Source organism: Amycolatopsis sulphurea, from assembly GCF_002564045.1.
Classification (GTDB): Bacteria; Actinomycetota; Actinomycetes; order Mycobacteriales; family Pseudonocardiaceae; genus Amycolatopsis; species Amycolatopsis sulphurea.
Genome location: NZ_PDJK01000002.1, coordinates 907793 through 924697 on the forward strand (window position 1 = coordinate 907793; position 16905 = coordinate 924697).

A 16905-nucleotide genomic window follows, 5' to 3' on the forward strand; every position below is an offset into this window, starting at 1 on the left:
GGGAGAAACGATCATGAAACGAACCACCCGAACGGGCTGGCCCACGTCCGCGCCGGACTGGATCGACCGCCCCGACCTGCACGCCCGTCTGGACCTGATCACCAGCCACCGGCTGGTGCTGGTGATCGTGGCGGCGGGGTACGGGAAGACGGCGGCGCTGTGCGCCTGGGGACGTCTCGTCCCGCGGACCTGTTATCTGGCGGTATCGGCCACCACCTCGCCACGCCAGGTGCTGGACCGGATCGCCGCGAGTATCGGGGAGCACTTGCCGGAGGCGGCACGGAAGCTGGACGAGTTCGACACCGCCCAAGGCGAGGCGGCGGCCGCGGAGCTGGTCGGCGAAGTGGTGACCGGGGACCTCACGGTGGTCCTCGACGACCTGTCGCGCGCCGGCCCGTCCGTGCGCACGCTGATCGAGGAGCTGATCCGGCGCGGCCCCGACGGGCTGCACCTGGTGCTCAGTTCCCGCGGGCGGCTGCCGATCTCGGGCACGGCCTTGCACGGGCGGGGCGAACCACTCGAACTGCAGGCCTCGGACCTGCGGTTCGGCGAGGCGGAGCTGAACCGCTTGGTGACGCGCCGGATTCCCGCGACGGAAGCCGAACAGCGCGCCGCATCGGTGGCTGCGCTGCGGGGAGTGACCGGCGGCTGGCCCGCCCCGGTGCTGCTGGCGCTGCGTGACCTCGGGGCGCCGGTCACGGCCGGCGCCATCCTGTCCACGACGGGCAGCTCAGTGCTGCGGTACACGCGCACCGAAGCGATTCCGGACGACGCGCGGGTGCGGGACCTGCTGCGGCGGTGCGCCGTGCTGCCCCGCTTCCAGGGCGGCCTGATGCGCAGGCTCGGCCTGCCGGTCAGTGACGAGCTGCTCGACGAACTGGCCACGACCGGTCTGCTGGACCGCAGGCCGGAAAGCTGGTTCGCACCGATCCCGCTGGTCACCGCGGCGGTACAGGAGCAGGGCGTGCCCAGTGCGGCCGAGCGGGCGCACGCGCTCGCGGTCGCGGTCGGCTGGTTCGCCACCCGCGACCGGCCGGCCGACGCACTGGACTGTGCCCGGCGGCTGGGCGATTCGGCACTGCTGGCCGACCTGCTCGCCCGCAGTGGCCCCACGATGCTCGAACGGGGGTCGGCGGCCGAGGTCGCGGGGGCCTGTGCTCAGCTCGGCACGGTGTACCGGAGCCCGCGGATCGAGGTCATCGAAGCGTGGGCGCGCGTCCTGTCCGGCGAACCGCTGGCCGCGGCGCGCGGCCTGGAGGCGGCGATCACCGGCAGCCGGTCCCCCGAACCCGCGCTCGTCGCCCAGCTGGCCGCCGTGTATCACCTGCTCGGCGAGCCGAACCGGATCCTGCGGACCTGTGCGCCGATCGACCTCACCGCGCCGGGCACCACGGCGGTAGCCGCCTGGAAGGCGGTCGCCCACTGGTACCGCAACGAATCGGAGCCGGGCCGGGCGGCGATGCAGGCCGCGCTGAGCACCGACCAGACCGGCGAGGACCCCGCATCGGCCGGCCTGTTCGCGCTGGCGGCCGGGTTGTTCGCGCTGCTCGCCGGGGATCGGGCCGAGGCCGACCGGTGGCAGGTGCGCGCCCAGCAGCAGCTCGCCGAGACCGACGACCCGCTGGTGCGCTACGCGGTCGCCGCGAACGGTGCGGCGCGCGCACTGGCCAACGGGCAGCACGAGCGGGCCGTGGCGGAGTTCACGACGATCATTCACTCGGTCGGGGAAGGCAACCTCATCGGTGCGCAGGCCCGCTGTCATCGCGGCGACGCACTGCTGGCGCAAGGAAAACTGGCCGAGGCCGCAGCCGATTTCGACGCGGCGCTCACCCTCCACCGGGCGGCGGGCAGCCGCGCGGTGATCGACGCGTTGTTCGGGCTCGGCGAGGTGCGGCGGCTGCGCGGGCAGTTCACCCTGAGCCGCGTGGCCTACACCGAGGCCGCGCAGGTCGCCGAGCAGGTGGGCAACCTGCTGATGTGGCGGATCGCGCGGGCCGGGCTGGCCCGCGTCGTGTTCGGCGATGACCCGGAGCTGGCCAGAACCCTGGTGTCCGATGTGGACGAAGCCGGGCTGTGGTCCGCGCAGTACGGCGCCTGGAACACGGCGGCGTGGATCGAGCTGCACAGCGGCAATACCGAGCGGGCGCTGGACATGGCGCGCGCGGTGCTCTGCTCCACGGGTCTGGTCGACCAGCGGGCGGATCTGGCCGAGGCGCTGGAGATCTGCGCGCTGTGCGCGGCCGACCAGGCCGAGCGGCTGTCCGGCCTGTCCGAAGCCGTGGACATCTGGCGCAGCGCGGGTTACGAACTGCGGGCCGCGATGGCCGAGATGGCCATCGCCCGGCTCAGCGCCGGCTCGTCCAGCGGGCTGGACACGGCCACCGAGCAGTTGCGCGCGTTCGGCATGCCGGCCGCCGCCGAGGAGGCGGCGGGGCTGCTTCGGCAGGTGCTGGTGCCCGGGCACCTGTCCCTGCGGGTCCGGGTGCTCGGCGGCCTCCGCGTGCTGCGCGGGGCGAAGCCGGTGGGGCCGGACGAGTGGCGTTCGAAGAAGGCCCGCGACCTGTTCGCGATCCTGATCACCCGGCGGGGACAGCCGACGGCCCGGGAACAGCTGATGGCCGCGCTGTGGCCGGACGACGACCCCGGCCGGTGCGCGAACCGGCTGTCCGCGGCGCTGTCGATCATCCGCGCGGTGCTCGATCCGCGGCGGGAACTGCCGCAGGACCATTTCCTGGTGGCCGACAAGTACTCGGTGGCGCTGCGCTCGGTCCGGGTCGATGTCGAGGAATTCCTGGCGAACGCCAATTCCGCGCTCGACCGGCACCGCGGCCACCGCGACGCACGCGCCGAGCTGCTTTCCGCCGAGGCGCGCTACACCGGGGATTTCCTGGAGGAGAATCCCTATGCCGATTGGGCGGTGAGCCTGCGGGAAATGGCCAAGTCGGTGTATCTGGAAGTGGTGAGCGCGCTGGCCGCGATCGGTACCGCCGAGCGGGATCTGGACATGGCGATCCGATTCCGGTTGAAGGTGCTGGAACGCGACGCCTATGACGAGAGCGCGCACCTGGGGCTGGTCGAGGCGCTGGACTCGGCCGGACGATTCGGGGAGGCCCGCCGCAAGTACCAGGTTTACGTGGGCCGTCTCGCCGAACTGGGCCTGTCCCCTCGCCCCTACCCCGGCCGGGCCGCCCGGGGTATCCCGGCCCAGCCGATGTCCGGCGACCGCAGGTCAGAACTGACGAGCTGAGGAGCGCAATGCCGCGAGGTCCGCCTCCGCCCCGTCGAATGCGAGGCGGACGGCATCGCGGCCCAACGCGAACAACAGCAACTCCCCCGGCGCCCCGGTGACGACGACCGGGTCCGCGCCGGGCTTCCACACCACTTCGTCGCCGGTCGCGCCGTCACGCGCGGTGACCGCGACCGGGCTCCGGCCCATCCGGCCCTTGCCCAGGGAACGCACCCCCTGCCAGATCGCCTCGTCCCGCTCCGCCTCCGCCGGCCGCGGCTCCCAGCCCGGCCGGGCCCGGCGCACATCCTCATGGTGGACGAAGAACTCGACGGTGTTCGCCGCGTTGTCGATGAACCCGACCCCCAGCGGCGACCACCACGGCGGCCCGGAACGCACCGCGGCCACGAGCCCCGGCCACGGCCGCGCCGCGATTCCGCGCTGCACCCGTTCGGTGTACCCGGCGAAGGCCGGGATCATGATTCCGGGCGCGGCATCGAACCGCGTTTCCCGAAGTATCAGATGGGCCGCGAGATCCCGGGTCGTCCAGTCCCCGCACAATGTCGGTTCCTCCGGCCCCCGCTCTTCGAAAAGATCACTGATCAGCTGCCGTTCATCGCGCGCGACGCTCATACCGGAACACTACCGAAAAACCGTGCGACGCTCATTGTTCCGGCCGGAGTTTCGACTCCCCGGCCGCACTGTGCACGGCACGCAAGCTGTGAAGGGGCCCTTCACGGACTCTGAGTCCGTGAAGGGCCCCTTCACAGCGTTAGGGGCGACGGAATTCGGTGTGGAACCGCCAGGCGTCGGCGATGATCTCCGACAGTTCGGGTTTCGCGGGCTTCCAGCCGAGCACGCTGTGCGCCTTGGCGCTGGAGGCGACCGTGACGGCGGCGTCGCCGCTGCGCCGCGGGGCGAGGTCGACCGGGACGTCCTTGCCGGTCACCTCGCGGACGGCCTCGACGACCTGCTTGTTGGTGTAGCCGTTGCCATTCCCGAGGTTGAACACCTCGTGCTCGCCGGGCTTGATCGCTTCGAGCGCCAGCAGGTGTGCGTCGGCGAGGTCGGACACGTGGATGTAGTCCCGTACGCACGTGCCGTCCGGCGTCGGGTAGTCCGTGCCGTACAGCTTCAGCCGGTCGCGCTCACCGGCGGCGACCTGCAGGACGATGGGGATCAGGTGGCTTTCCGGATCGTGCCGCTCGCCGAGCGCGCCCACGGCCCCGGATGCGTTGAAGTACCGCAGGCTGACCGCACCGAGACCGAAACCCCGTGCCTCGCCGGCCAGCATCATGTCGACCATGAGCTTGCTCGCGGCGTACGGGTTGCCGGGCCGCACCCGCGCGTCCTCGGTCAGCGGCTCGCCGTTCTCCGCGACATACATGGAGCCGGTCGACGAGAAGATCATCCGCGGCGTACCGGCATTCCGGATCGCTTCGAGCAGCGCCAGCGAACCCGTGACGTTGACGTCCCAATAGCGATCGGGCCGCACGACCGACTCGGCGACCTCGATCTTCCCGGCGAAGTGCAGCACACCGTCGAAGCCCGCGCCGGGCGTGAGAACCTGCCCGACCTGGTGGATCGGCAACTGCCGGAATTCAGCGCCGTCCGGAACCGCCTCCGCGTGCCCGGTGGAAAGGTCGTCGAGGACGACCACTTCATGCCCGGCCGCCACCAGTTTGTGGGCAACCACACCGCCGATATAGCCGGCACCACCGGTCACGAGCAGTTTCATCGAACTCCCTCGGTCCACCATTCGCCTGTCGGCGCCAGTTTCGCAGACCACCGGCACTCGGCCTCGGCAGGGGGCGACCGTAAGCCGAAAATCTTGACAAATACCGCACCATTATCCGGGCGTTTCCCTCATTCGCGAACTTGGTGACGGCCCTCAGGCGGGAGACGCGCTCGGGAACTGCGGAGGCCGCTTCTCCAGGAAGGCCGCGACTCCTTCAAGGCCGTCCGGGCCGGCGGCGCGCGCCCGGACAGACATGGTTTCCCGTCGCAGCGCGGCTTCGGAGGCGGGCAGCGCAGCGTCGCGCAACAGCCGTTTCGTCGCGGACTGGGCAGCGTTCGAACCGGCGGCGAGGCGCTGTACGACCCTTTCCGCGGCGGCAGCGAGTTCGTCGTCCGGATGGACTTCGGCGACGAGGCCGAGCTGGTGGGCTTCGGCGGCGGTCAGCACGGGGTTCAGCAGCGCGAGGCGCAAGGCTTGGTGAAGCCCGACGGTGGCGGTGAGCAGGGAGCTGCCGCCGTCCGGGGAGAAGCCGAGTTTCGTGTAGGCCAAGGTGAATCGCGCGGATTCGGCGGCGAGGATCAGGTCTGCCGCCGCGGCGAGCGGGAATCCGGCGCCGGCGGCGGTGCCTTGGACGACCGAGACGACGATGGCGTCCAGGCGGTGCAGTTCGTTGACCGTGCGGTGCAAGGCTTCGGCCAGGTCGTCGACCAGGACGCCGACATCCTCGGCGCCGGCGAAGACGGACACGTCGCCGCCGACGCTGAAGGCCTTTCCCTCGGCGGAAAGGACGACGACGTGTGCCTCGTCGCGGCGGGCCTGGCGGACGGCCGCGTGCAGGGTGTCCACAGTGGACTGAGTGAGCGGGTTGCCGCGCTCGCCGGTCAGCCGGATCCGGGCGACCCGGCCGTCGAGGGTGTAGGTCACCGGGCTCATGACTGGCCCTCCAAACGAGCGATCGGTAGATCTGAACAAGACAGTGCGTACCCTTGCGGAGGCACTCGGAGCTGTCAAGCGAGGGATCGGAAGCAGTGGCGATAGCAGCGGAGGAACGCGACGCCCGCCGGGACGCGGGTGCCCGGTTGCGCGCGGCCCGGCGCGCGGCCGGGCGCACGCTGCGTCAGCTGGCGCAGGAACTCGAGGTCAGCGCCGCCACGTGGAGCGCGGTCGAGAACGGCCACACGAAGATCGACGACGCCCGGTTCGCCCGAGCGGCGGTCATCCTGGGTGTCGACGCGGCTGCGCTGCGGGGCACGCCGCCGGTCGCCGGGAGCTGGCGCGAGTTCGGTCCGCTCCGGCTCGAACCGCCGCTGGCCGGCGCGCTCGCGGCGTTCGTCGAGCTGGGGTACCACGGCGCGACCGTCCGGGACATCGCCCAGCGTGCCGGGCTTTCCGTACCGGGGGTCTACCACCACTGGCCGGCCAAGCAGGATCTGCTGGTCGCGCTGCTCGACCGGACCATGGACGAGCTGCTGACCCGGGCCCGCGCGGCGCGGGCCGAGGCGGACGGATCGGTCGCGCGGTTCGCGAATCTGGTGGAGTGCCTGGCGCTCTACCACACGCACCGGCGGGAACTCGGGTTCATCGGTGCGAGCGAGCTGCGCAGCCTCGCCGAGCCCGCCCGGACCCGGGTAGCGGCCGCTCGCCAGGAGCTGCAGCACATGGTCGACGACGAGGTGCGGGAGGGCTGCCGTCGCGGCGTGATGGCCACCGAGCTGCCGAAAGAGGCGGCGCGAGCCGTGGTCACCATGTGCACCGCGCTCCCGCAGTGGTGGTCACCCGGCGGGCCGTCGGGACCGGCCACGGTCGCCCGCCACTACGTCGGGTTCGCCCTGGACCTGGTGCGGCATGTCCAGGGCGAACCGACTGGTTGATCGGTTCTGTTCACCACCAGGCCGGAAAGACCGGTCAGTGGTCGACGGTCGGGGTCGGGTTCTTCACCTCCGGGCCTTCGGTCTGCGCGGCCTCGGCCGCCGCTTCGCGTTCGGCCAGGGTGGCCTGGATCTCCGCGGGCGGCCGCGGGTCGTCGAGCTGCTCCTCGGCAGGTCGTAGCTCCAGGCGGGAACAGGAAATTCCGGCCGGGCGGTGTGATGGCGTGACCACTGCCCGGTCTGGATCAACACCCCGCGGCTCTCGGGTGACACAAGCAGAACCCTTGCGGTAACGAACGATCGGTCACCGAGAAGGCTCGTACTCGCGGCAAAAGCCGGATCGAGGTTTCCGGCCCGGAAGCGCCGCCACCGTCCGCGGCGGCGCTTCCGGTTCGCGTCAGAGGAAACTGACGTTCTGCGCCAGCGTCAACTGGCTCGAATAGTTGACGGTGCTGGTCGCGCGCCGCATGTAGGACCGCCAAGCGTCCGAGCCGGATTCCCGGCCGCCACCGGTCTCCTTCTCCCCGCCGAAGGCGCCGCCGATCTCCGCGCCCGAGGTGCCGATGTTGACGTTGGAGATCCCGCAGTCCGAGCCGTCGGCCGCGAGGAACCGTTCGGCCTCCTGCTGGTCGCGAGTGAACACCGACGAGGACAACCCTTGGGGCACCGCGTTGTTCAGCGCGATGGCCTCGTCGAAGTCGCGGTAGGTCAGGACGTAGAGGATCGGGGCAAACGTCTCCGCACGCACGACTGCCGTCTGCTCCGGCATCCGGACGATCGCGGGCTCCGCATAGGCCGCCGCCGGCGCGTCCTCCGCCAGCCTGCGCCCGCCGCCGGCCAGGACCTTGCCGCCCTCGGCTTCAGCCCGGTTCAGCGCGTCCCGCATCCGCTCCGCGGCTTCGGCCGTGATGAGCGGGCCGACCAGGGTGCCCTCGGCGAACGGGTCCCCGATCGGCAGTTTGCGATAGGCCGCAACGAGCCGCTCGACGACTTCGTCGGCGATGTCGCGGTGCACGATCAGCCGACGCAGCGTCGTGCAGCGCTGCCCGGCGGTGCCTGCGGCGGCGAACACGATGCCGGGCAAAGCCAATTCGAGATCAGCCGACGGCGTGACGATCGAAGCGTTGTTGCCGCCGAGTTCCAGCAGGCTGCGGCCGAATCGCGCGGCCACCCGGGGGCCGACCTCGCGGCCCATCCGGGTCGAACCGGTGGCGCTGATCAGCGCCACGCGCGAGTCGTCGACCAGCTGCTCCCCCACTTCCCGGCCGGCGAGCAGCAGCCGGTGCACCTCGCGCGGCACACCCACGTCCTGCGCCGCCCGGTCCAGCAAACCACTGCACGCCAACGAAATCAGCGGAGTCGCCGCGGACGGCTTCCACACCACGGTGTCCCCGCAGACGAGGGCGAGGGCGGTGTTCCAGGACCAGACGGCGGCCGGGAAGTTGAACGCCGAGATCACGCCGGCCACGCCGAGCGGATGCCAGCTCTCGGCAAGCCGGTGGCCGGGACGCTCGGACGCGATGGTGCGGCCGTAGAGCTGGCGGGACAGGCCGACCGCGAAATCGCAGATGTCGATCATTTCCTGAATCTCGCCGAGCGCCTCCGAGCGGATCTTGCCCGCCTCGATGGTGACCAGATCGGCGAGTTCGCTCTGGTGCACGCGCAGCAGCTCGCCCAGGCGGCGGACCAGGCCGCCGCGCGCGGGTGCCGGAGTGGTGCACCAAGTGCGGAATGCGCCGGCCGCGGCGACGATGGCTTCGTCGGCTTCCGACGCGGTGGTGGCGTGCAGATCGAACAACGCCTCCCCGGTGATCGGGGTGCGCGCGGTCAGGCCTTCGCCGTACGGCGGCGTGACACCGGCTGCGCCCAGGGCGGCCAGTGCTCGCTCACGGAGGGCGTCGGTGCCGGGCAGAGTCGTGCCGGTCATGCGGATTTCCTTTCCTCAGTCGGTCAATAAGTGCAGCGGGCCGGGCAAGTGGAGTGCGGTGATCGAAGCACGCTGCTGGCGTTCATAGAGCGCGAACGGATCGTGGATCTCGCGTTCGATCGCGCCGGACAGCCAGTCCTGGTCGTAGCGGACGCCTTCACGCGAGTTGTCGCGCCGGCCTTCGCCGTTGAGATTGGATTGGAAGATCCCGGCGGCCGACTGGGGCAGAAAGTCTTCGTAGACAACCGGTTCGGCCTCGATCCAGCCCTCGGCGAGCAAGCCCGCGAGGCTGGACGGCGGGCGTTCGCGGCGGGGCCGGTCCGCCCGTAAGCGGTAGGTGAAGTAGGCGAGGCCCGCTTCGGCAAGGCCACGCTCCGAACCGGGGAACCCGTACTGCCAAGCGGCGCGCGCGGCTTCTTCCCCGCCGAGTTCGGCAGTGTTGCGGTCGATCTCCGCCATCAGCTCGTCGTACCGGGCACGGCCCTTGCGCGTCAACGCGATCCCGCATGCCTCGACCTCGCCGAAACGCACCCGCAGCACCCCGGTCGTCACGGAGCCGTCCGGCAGCCGGAGCCATCGTGGCTCGTCCAGCGCCCGGAACGACGTCTGGCGCAGGAGCACATCCGGGCCGTCCCAACGGGGCGGGGTGTCGGCAAAGTCGGCGTCAGGGGCCCTGCGCAGACCGCGGAGGTCCGTGAAGGGGCCCTTCACGGACTCAGAGTCTGTGAAGGGCCCCTTCACAGACCCGAGACAGGTCCGGCGCACACCACGAGGTGGTCGCGCATCTCGAACACCTCTGCCTCGCCCGCTGCCGGGCGCAATCGATCGAGATGGCAGGCACCGTCGATGAGGACGCGGCAGCCACGGCTCTCTCTGCTGATCACGGTGGTGTACGCGGGTACCTCACGCCCGTACATGTCCGACAGCCGACGCGCGAACTCCGCACGCAGCTGCCACTGACTGAACGTCTTCACCGCATTCCTTTCGGCTCGTCACACGATGTGGGTTTCGGGGCGGATCAACGCGCCCGGCTCGAACCGCCGCACGCTGAGCGGGCGCACGTCGAGGAACGGCTCGCGCTCCAGGCAGAGATCCCGCACGATCTCCCCGACGGCCGGCGCCTGCAGGAACCCGTGCCCGGAGAAACCCGTGGCGTACAAGAAGTTCGACGTCTCGACCGCCCGGCCGAGCAAGGCGTTGTGGTCCGGGGTGACCTCGTACAGCCCGGCCCAGCCCGGCGTCAGCCCGGCTTCGAGCAGACTCGGCGCCCGACGGCCGATCGCGGCGCCGAGGCGGGGCAGCCATTCGTCGGAGTAAGCGAGATGAAAACCGGGCTCCTGCTCCGGATCGGACATCCCGAGCAGCAGGCCGCGGCCCTCCGCGTGGAAGTAGAACGACGTCGCGAAGTCGATGGTGAAAGGCACCGCCGGAGGCAGGTCCGGCATCGCCTCGGTGAACATCACCTGCCTGCGCACCGGCTGGACCGGCAGCTCGACGCCGGCCATCTCGCCGACCGCCGCCGACCACGCGCCGGCCGCGCAGACGACCGTGTCCGCGGAGATCGTGCCGTGCTCGGTCACCACCGCGCGTACCCGGTCTCCCCGGCACGTCAGGCCGAGCACCTCGGTTTCGGTACGCAGCACCGCGCCGTGCCGCCGAGCACCGGCCGCGTAGCCGAGCACCACGGATTCCGGGGTGCAATGGCCGTCGTCGGGCGAGAACGCCGCGGCGAGCACGCCTTCGGTGTCGATCAGCGGAGACCGGCGCCGTGCCTCGTCCGCGCTGATCATCCGGCTGCCGATGCCGAGTTCGTTCTGCAGGGCGACATCCCGCTCGAACGCCGTGACCTGCTCCGGGTCGGACAACAGGAACAGGTAGCCGACCTGGTGCAGGTCGATCTCCTGCCCGGGGCGTTCCCCGAACCGGGTGAACGCTTCGAGACTGCGCGCGCCCAGCGCGATGTTGAGCTCGTCGGAGAACTGCGTGCGCACCCCGCCCGCGGCCCGGCAGGTCGACCCGCCCCCGAGCGCGCCGCGTTCGAGCAGGACCACCTCGGGAACGCCGGCCTCGGCGAGGTGGAACGCGATACTGGTGCCGATCACCCCGCCCCCGATGACGACGACGGAAGCACGCTCGGGCAACGGGTTTCGAGGCATCGGCGGGTCCTTCCCGGATATCGGCGGGCGGAGTCCTGCCTCATCGTGAGCGGCGAAACAATTCACGTCTACTCACATTTACTCGCTTCAACCGTTTAGCATCAGTAGATGGAGTGGACGAGCGCGCAGCTGCGGTCCCTGGTCGAGCTCACCCGCCGGGGCACGATCACCGCGGTGGCCGAAGCACTCGGCTACACCCCCGGCGGCGTCTCCCAGCAGCTGAACGCGCTGGAACGGTCCGCGGGCCACGAGCTGCTGAGGCGCGTCGGGCGCCGGGTCGAACTCACCGACGCCGGCACGGCGCTGGCCGCGCATGCCGAGCGCATGCTGGGGATCGAGGCCGACGCGGTGGCCGCTCTCGAACGCACCGCCGACACCGTCTCCGGCACCCTGAACGTCGGCCTGTTCGCCACCGCGGCGGCCGAAATCCTGCCGACCGCCCTGTCCCGGGTCCGCGAAACACACCCGGCCCTGGTCGTGCGGAGCCACGAGCTGGTGGTCGACGACGTCCACGACGCGGTCGCCGCCGGCTCCGTCGATCTGGCGCTCGGCCTGGACTATCCGGACGTGCCGATCCCGCGTGAGCCGACACTGCGGCTGGAACGGCTCTTCCGGGAACGATTCTCTCTCGCGGTACCCGACGGCACGCTGCCCGGCGTCCGGAAGATCAGCCTGGCCCACACCGGAGAACTCAGCTGGATCCTGCCCGACCTGACGACCCACTACGCGCAGGCGGTGCTGACCGTCTGCCGTCGCGCGGGCGTCGAACCCCGCGTGCACCACCAGGTCACCGACACCGCCGCGTCCCTCGCGCTCGTGGAGGCGGGCGTGGGCGTCGCCCCGGTCACCGACTTCATGCGGCAGCTGCGCCCTTCCCGGTTCCGGGTGCTCTCGCTGACCGAGCCGTTCGAACGGCACATCGTCGTCATCGTGCGCGCGGCGGCTCGGACACGGCCGAGCGTGGCCGCGCTGGTCGAGGTACTCCGGGAGCTTGCCGACGACGCGGCGTCCCGACACTGATCCGACCAAAAGACCGACCCCCCGGCAGGGCCCCGGCAAAGTTGGTGTGGAGGTCTGTGAAGGGTCCCTTCACGGACTCTGAGTCCGTGAAGGGACCCTTCACAGACCCGAAACCGGTCCGGCGCACGCCACGAGGTGGTCGCACACACCTACGCATCGCCCGCTGCCGGGTCCCCGGCCAACTTTGCCGGAACCCTGCCACACCCCGGCACGTAACCGTTGCTACGAAGCCATTAGGCCGTAACTGTGGTCGGATGGGTAATGATCGGCACAGTAACGCACGACGCCGCCACTGCCTGGATGGCAGTGGCGGCGTCTGTCCCCGGGGGTTGGACCCGGCCCCCGGCGCGGGAGGGGAATAGCGCGCCGGGAGCCGGTGACTCAGGCTCCGTCTCCGGAGGGTTCGGCAGCGGAGGCTTCCGCCACGCGGCGCACCCGGCCGCGGACGGCGAACCAGCCCCCGACGAGCACCAGCGCCAGGACCGGCAGGCTGTAGATCAGGATCCGGCCCGACGTCCCGCCGAACCAGCTCATGGTCAGCACCAGCAGAAGGAAGCCGAGGGTGACGTAGTTGGTGTAGGGCGCGCCGGGCAGCCGGTAGGCCGGGCGTTCCATCTCGCCACGGCCGGCCTTCCTGGTCATCGCCAGGTGGCAGATGACGATCATCGACCACATCCCGATGATGCCCAGCGCGGAGAACTCCAGCGCCACCTCGAAGGCCTCGCCGGGGACCAGGAGGTTGAGCACCACGCCGAGCGCGTAGACCGCCGAGGTCAGCAGCACGCCACCGTAGGGGACGCCGCTCTTGCTCATCAGCGCGGTGAACTTCGGCGCCGAGCCGGCCACCGAGAGCGAACGCAGGATCCGGCCGGTCGAGTAGAGCCCGGAGTTCACACTGGACAGTGCCGCGGTCAGCACGATGACGTCCATGATCCCGCCCGCGGCGGGCACGCCGAGCTTCGTGAAGAAGGTGACGAACGGGCTTTCCCCGCTCTTGTACGCGGTCCACGGCAGCACCATGACCAGCAGGATCACCGAGCCGACGTAGAAGATGCCGATCCGCCACGCGACCGAGTTGACGGCCTTCGGGATGATCTTGCGCGGGTTGGCGGTCTCGCCCGCCGTGACGCCGACCATCTCGACACCGGAGTAGGCGAACACGACGCCCTGCAGGATGAGCAGCGCGGGCAGCACGCCCATCGGGAAGATGCCGCCGTTGTCGGTGACCAGGCTCGGGCCGGGCACCACGCCGTCGATCGGGTTGCGCAGCACCAGCACCACGATCGCGACCACCATGAACACGACCAGCGCCAGCACCTTGATCGCGGCGAACCAGAACTCCAGCTCGCCGAACAGCTTCACCGACACCAGGTTGACCGCGAGGATGACGAACAACGCGATCAGCGCCGGGATCCACTGCTGCAGATCGGGCCAGAAGAACTGGGTGTACTTGGCCACCGCGGTCACGTCGGCGACCCCGGCCGTGGCCCAGTTGAGGAAGTACATCCAGCCCGCGAAGAAGGCGGCCTTCTCACCGAGGAATTCCCGCGAATAGGACACGAAAGACCCCGACGAGGGCCGGTGCATCACCAGCTCACCCATCGCCCGGACGACGAAGAACGCGATCACCCCGGCCACCGCGTAGACCACCGCGAGCGCGGGCCCCGCGTCGTGCAGCCGCGACCCGGCGCCCAGGAACAGCCCCGTGCCGATGGCCCCGCCGATGGCGATCATCTGCACTTGGCGGCCCTTGAGGCCCTTGTGGTAGCCGCTGTCCTCCGGGGCGAGCCCGCGGGGGGCCGAGGGGGGATCCCCGGCGAGACCGACCGGATCCGAGAGCTGGGACATGCAGGTGTTCCTCATTCTCAAGCAGGAAGAATTCCGATTCCCGGCGAGGAAGTCCGCGCGCTCCACTACGCCGTGGGGACTCATGATGTGCAGTTCACCTGCCGGCCGCAATACTACCGGGAAGAATTTAGGGTTCATTTGATCTGCGAATTCACGCTCGCGAATTCTCTACAAAACCTCAACGCCCCCGGCACCGCTCGGTCTCCCGCGGCCGGGCAAGGCTGTGAAGGGGCCCTTCACGGACTCTGAGTCTGTGAAGGGCCCCTTCACAGCCGCGCCCCGAGCCGCGCACGGGTATCGTGAGGCCGCCCTTCCCCTGGCGACACACGAGCGGTGGCATGGAACTGCAGCAGATCGGCCTTCAGCACCCGGCGGCGAACCTCGTCCGGGACATCCAGCACAACCGCACGGGCATCCCGCGCCGCACCTTCGTCGCCGAGGGGCTGTTCGAGAACAACATCGTCCTCGAATCCGGGGTCGCGGTGGAGACCTTCCTGTGGTGCCCCGAGGCGGCCTACTCGGACGAATCACGTACGCGTGCCGAGCAGCTCGCCGACCGGGCGAAGCGGGCGTACCGCGTCTCCGAGAAGACCCTGGCCCGGCTGGCCGAGCGGCCCAATCCGGACGGGCTGGTCACCATCGCCCGGCTGCCGGACTGGGATCCGGCGGAGTTCACCTTCGGCACGGACGCGCTGGTGCTGGTCACCGACGCGCTGGAGATCCCGGGCAACCTCGGCACCCTGTTGCGCACCATGGACGCCTGCGCGGCGGACTGCCTGGTGCTAACCAACCGCCGGACCCGCATGACGCACCCGAAGGTGCTGCGCAGCAGCCAGGGCATGAGCATCAAGGTGCCCTCGCTCGACTTCGACGAGGTGGGCGACGCGATCGCCTGGCTGCGCCGCAACGAGTTCCGGGTCTACCTCGCCGACACCGACGACAGCGTCAACTACCGGAAGCCGGACTACCGCGGCCGGACCGCGCTGGTCGTGGGCAGCGAGCGGTTCGGCATCTCCCGGCCGTGGTACGACGCCGGCTTCGCCCGGGTGGGCATCCCGATGCTCGGCTCGGCGGATTCGCTGAACGTGTCGGTGTCCGCCTCGGTGCTGCTCTACGAAGCCCGCGCGCGCAAGAACGGCTGGTAGGAAGCCCCTGATGACCGATCTGATCACCAGCGCGGCCAACCCGCTCGCCAAGCGGATCCGGCAGCTCGCGGACCGCAAGCACCGGCGCCGCGCGGGCGCCTTCGTCGTCGAAGGCCTTCAGCCGGTGTGGTACGCCGTCGAAGCGGGCTGGGAAATCGAGACGCTCATCGTCGCCCCCGGCCTGCTGACCGGTGCCGCGGCGCTGCGGATGGTCGGCGAACAGGAGAGCGCGGGCATTCCGGTGGCCCGGCTCAGCTCGGAGCTGTTCACCCGGCTCGTCGACCGCGACGGACCCGGCGGGCTGGCCGCCGTCGTGCGCAGCCGGACCGGCGACTTGTCCACTTTGGAGGCTCCACCGGGGGCGATCTTCGTTGCACTGCACCGAATCGCCAATCCGGGCAACCTCGGCACGATCATCCGCACGGTGGACGCGGTGGGCGGCGCGGGGGTGATCCTGATCGGGGACACGGTGGACGCATACGCACCGGCCGCGGTCAAGGCCAGCATGGGTTCGCTGTTCGCGGTGGACGTGGTGCAGGCGAGCGCGGAGGAGTTCTTCGGCTGGGCCGAGGAGCGCGGTGTCACCGTCCTGGCCACCTCCGGCACCGCGGAGGACGACCACTGGAGCGCGCCGTACGACCCCCCGCTTGCCATCCTGCTCGGCAGCGAACGGGAAGGCCTGCCGGACGAGCTGCTCGCCGGCGCATCCCAGCGGCTGCGGATCCCGATGGTCGGCACCGTGGATTCGCTGAACATCGGCGTGGCCGCGTCGATCATGCTCTACGAAGCCCGCCGGAACGGTTCCTGACCAGTCGCCGTGGACGGAAAGCCCGCCCACGGCGACGTCGCTCAGGACTGCGGCAGCGAGACGCCGTACCGCTTGACCGAGAGGCTCGCCGGGAAGAAGCAGGAGGTCGAGCCGTCGCCGCCGGAGAGCGTGCCGAGGCCCTTGCCGCCGTCGTAGGCCGGGCCGCCCGAGTCGCCGCCCGCGGACTTCGCCGTGCTGCAGAACTCGTGGTAGACGGTGTAGCCCTCGGCCTCGAAGGTGTAGTCCACCTTCGTGACCTTGCCCGAGGTGACGCCCGAGGTACGGCCGTCGCGCTTCATGTTCTCGCCCACCACCGCGTCGGCGAAGCTGGTGATCTTGGTACCGTCCCTGACTTCACTCGGGCCTACCCCGGAAGCGTTCTCCGCGAGCAGGTTGTCCTCGTCGGGGAACTTGAAGCCGACGGTCTTGCCGCCGTTCCAGGGGCCGCCACCGCCGAGTACCTCGCAGTGGCCGGCGGACAGCAGCAGCTTCTTGCCGTCCTTCTCCACGTTGAACCCGTTGGAGCAGTAGCTCTTGCCGTTGCTGATCTGGTCGCCGCCCTTGATGAACAGGGACATCGCACCGGCATGCCGGTCGACGCGGACCAGATCGCCGTACTGCCGCGCGGTCCGGACCAGCCGGTCGCGCTCGGCCGCCGGGGTGGCGTCGTAGACGTCCACGACCACCTGGTTACGCGCGATATCCAGGCCCCAGCCCGCGTTCGGCACGCTGCCGAGCGAGTCAAGGTGCTGCTTCACCCCGGTCAGCTCACCGAGGCTGTGCCGCACCACCTTCGCGGTCACGCCGGAACTCTGCGCGGTGGCCAGCCCGGCGTCATTCAGGACGTTGACCACGGGTTTGCCCGCTTCGTCGAAGTAGTAGCCACCGGTGGCGGCACCGAGGCTGCTCATCACTCTGTCCGGCCCGGCGGCCGCCGACGCCACCGGCGTGGTGGCCAGGCTGAGCGCCAGCAAGCCCACCGAGGCCGCCCCCAGCACACCGATCTTGGCACGAGTCGTTCGCATGCAGTCCTCCCTGGTCCGATGACACCGGGAAACGAAAACCGTTTCCTCGATATTTCGGTCGGTAATAAACTGACTACGCAATGGTGCCTGGTCAGCAACCGGGACGACACCGACGAACGTCGTATAGCTCGGCAAATCACCACT

General features: G+C 70.3%; 15 protein-coding genes. 5 read left to right on the forward strand and 10 right to left on the reverse strand.

Annotated elements, in window-relative coordinates:
* Positions 1-13: 13 nt before the first annotated feature.
* Positions 14-3247 carry an AfsR/SARP family transcriptional regulator gene (locus ATK36_RS10125; protein WP_098511017.1) on the forward strand — a complete coding sequence of 1078 codons (3234 nt, stop codon included), beginning with the start codon at positions 14-16 and terminating at the stop codon, positions 3245-3247.
* Here ATK36_RS10125 and ATK36_RS10130 read toward each other — a convergent pair.
* From ATK36_RS10130 to ATK36_RS10140, 3 genes are all read right to left on the reverse strand, one after another.
* On the reverse strand, positions 3230-3859 hold the full coding sequence (locus ATK36_RS10130) for a TIGR03085 family metal-binding protein (protein ID WP_098511018.1): 630 nt from the start codon (positions 3857-3859) through the stop codon (positions 3230-3232). The genes ATK36_RS10125 and ATK36_RS10130 overlap by 18 nt on opposite strands.
* Positions 3860-3998: 139 nt before the next feature.
* Positions 3999-4964 (reverse strand): UDP-glucose 4-epimerase GalE, encoded by a 966-nt coding sequence (gene galE / locus ATK36_RS10135; RefSeq protein WP_098511019.1) that lies wholly within the window; start codon positions 4962-4964, stop codon positions 3999-4001.
* 153 nt (positions 4965-5117) lie between these two features.
* The gene (locus ATK36_RS10140; RefSeq protein ID WP_098511020.1) at positions 5118-5897 is read right to left on the reverse strand and encodes an enoyl-CoA hydratase/isomerase family protein; all 780 of its coding nucleotides are present in this window, start codon (positions 5895-5897) and stop codon (positions 5118-5120) included.
* A gap of 95 nt (positions 5898-5992) precedes the next feature.
* On the opposite strand from ATK36_RS10140, the gene ATK36_RS10145 reads away from it, so the two are divergent.
* On the forward strand, positions 5993-6835 hold the full coding sequence (locus tag ATK36_RS10145; protein WP_245914585.1) for a TetR-type transcription factor C-terminal domain-containing protein: 843 nt from the start codon (positions 5993-5995) through the stop codon (positions 6833-6835).
* Between the two features lie 34 nt (positions 6836-6869).
* On the opposite strand, the gene ATK36_RS10150 is transcribed toward ATK36_RS10145, so the two are convergent.
* From ATK36_RS10150 to ATK36_RS10165, 5 genes are all read right to left on the reverse strand, one after another.
* Positions 6870-7064 carry a hypothetical protein gene (locus ATK36_RS10150; protein ID WP_098511021.1) on the reverse strand — a complete coding sequence of 65 codons (195 nt, stop codon included), beginning with the start codon at positions 7062-7064 and terminating at the stop codon, positions 6870-6872.
* A gap of 165 nt (positions 7065-7229) precedes the next feature.
* The gene (gene amaB / locus ATK36_RS10155; RefSeq protein WP_098511022.1) at positions 7230-8759 is read right to left on the reverse strand and encodes an L-piperidine-6-carboxylate dehydrogenase; all 1530 of its coding nucleotides are present in this window, start codon (positions 8757-8759) and stop codon (positions 7230-7232) included.
* 15 nt (positions 8760-8774) lie between these two features.
* A complete protein-coding gene (locus ATK36_RS10160) occupies positions 8775-9470 on the reverse strand; it encodes a 2-oxoadipate dioxygenase/decarboxylase family protein (RefSeq protein ID WP_211291849.1) in 696 nt (231 codons plus the stop codon).
* Positions 9471-9496: 26 nt separating this feature from the next.
* Complete coding sequence (locus ATK36_RS32860) at positions 9497-9733, reverse strand: hypothetical protein (protein ID WP_211291850.1); 237 nt, start codon at positions 9731-9733, stop codon at positions 9497-9499.
* Positions 9734-9751: 18 nt separating this feature from the next.
* Positions 9752-10915 carry an NAD(P)/FAD-dependent oxidoreductase gene (locus ATK36_RS10165; protein WP_211291851.1) on the reverse strand — a complete coding sequence of 388 codons (1164 nt, stop codon included), beginning with the start codon at positions 10913-10915 and terminating at the stop codon, positions 9752-9754.
* 108 nt (positions 10916-11023) lie between these two features.
* On the opposite strand from ATK36_RS10165, the gene ATK36_RS10170 reads away from it, so the two are divergent.
* Positions 11024-11935 (forward strand): LysR family transcriptional regulator, encoded by a 912-nt coding sequence (locus ATK36_RS10170; RefSeq protein WP_098511024.1) that lies wholly within the window; start codon positions 11024-11026, stop codon positions 11933-11935.
* Between the two features lie 381 nt (positions 11936-12316).
* Here ATK36_RS10170 and ATK36_RS10175 read toward each other — a convergent pair whose 3' ends face one another.
* Complete coding sequence (locus ATK36_RS10175) at positions 12317-13783, reverse strand: amino acid permease (RefSeq protein ID WP_098511025.1); 1467 nt, start codon at positions 13781-13783, stop codon at positions 12317-12319.
* Between the two features lie 338 nt (positions 13784-14121).
* On the opposite strand from ATK36_RS10175, the gene ATK36_RS10180 reads away from it, so the two are divergent.
* On the forward strand, positions 14122-14928 hold the full coding sequence (locus tag ATK36_RS10180) for a TrmH family RNA methyltransferase (protein WP_098511026.1): 807 nt from the start codon (positions 14122-14124) through the stop codon (positions 14926-14928).
* Between the two features lie 10 nt (positions 14929-14938).
* Positions 14939-15736: a TrmH family RNA methyltransferase gene (locus tag ATK36_RS10185; RefSeq protein WP_098511027.1), complete on the forward strand. Its 798-nt coding sequence runs from the start codon at positions 14939-14941 to the stop codon at positions 15734-15736.
* A 41-nt stretch (positions 15737-15777) separates the two neighbouring features.
* Here the strand turns inward: ATK36_RS10185 and ATK36_RS32145 are convergent, their stop codons facing one another.
* Entirely contained in the window at positions 15778-16761 is a 984-nt protein-coding gene (locus tag ATK36_RS32145) for a S1 family peptidase (protein ID WP_098511028.1), read from the reverse strand.
* Positions 16762-16905 lie beyond the last annotated feature (144 nt).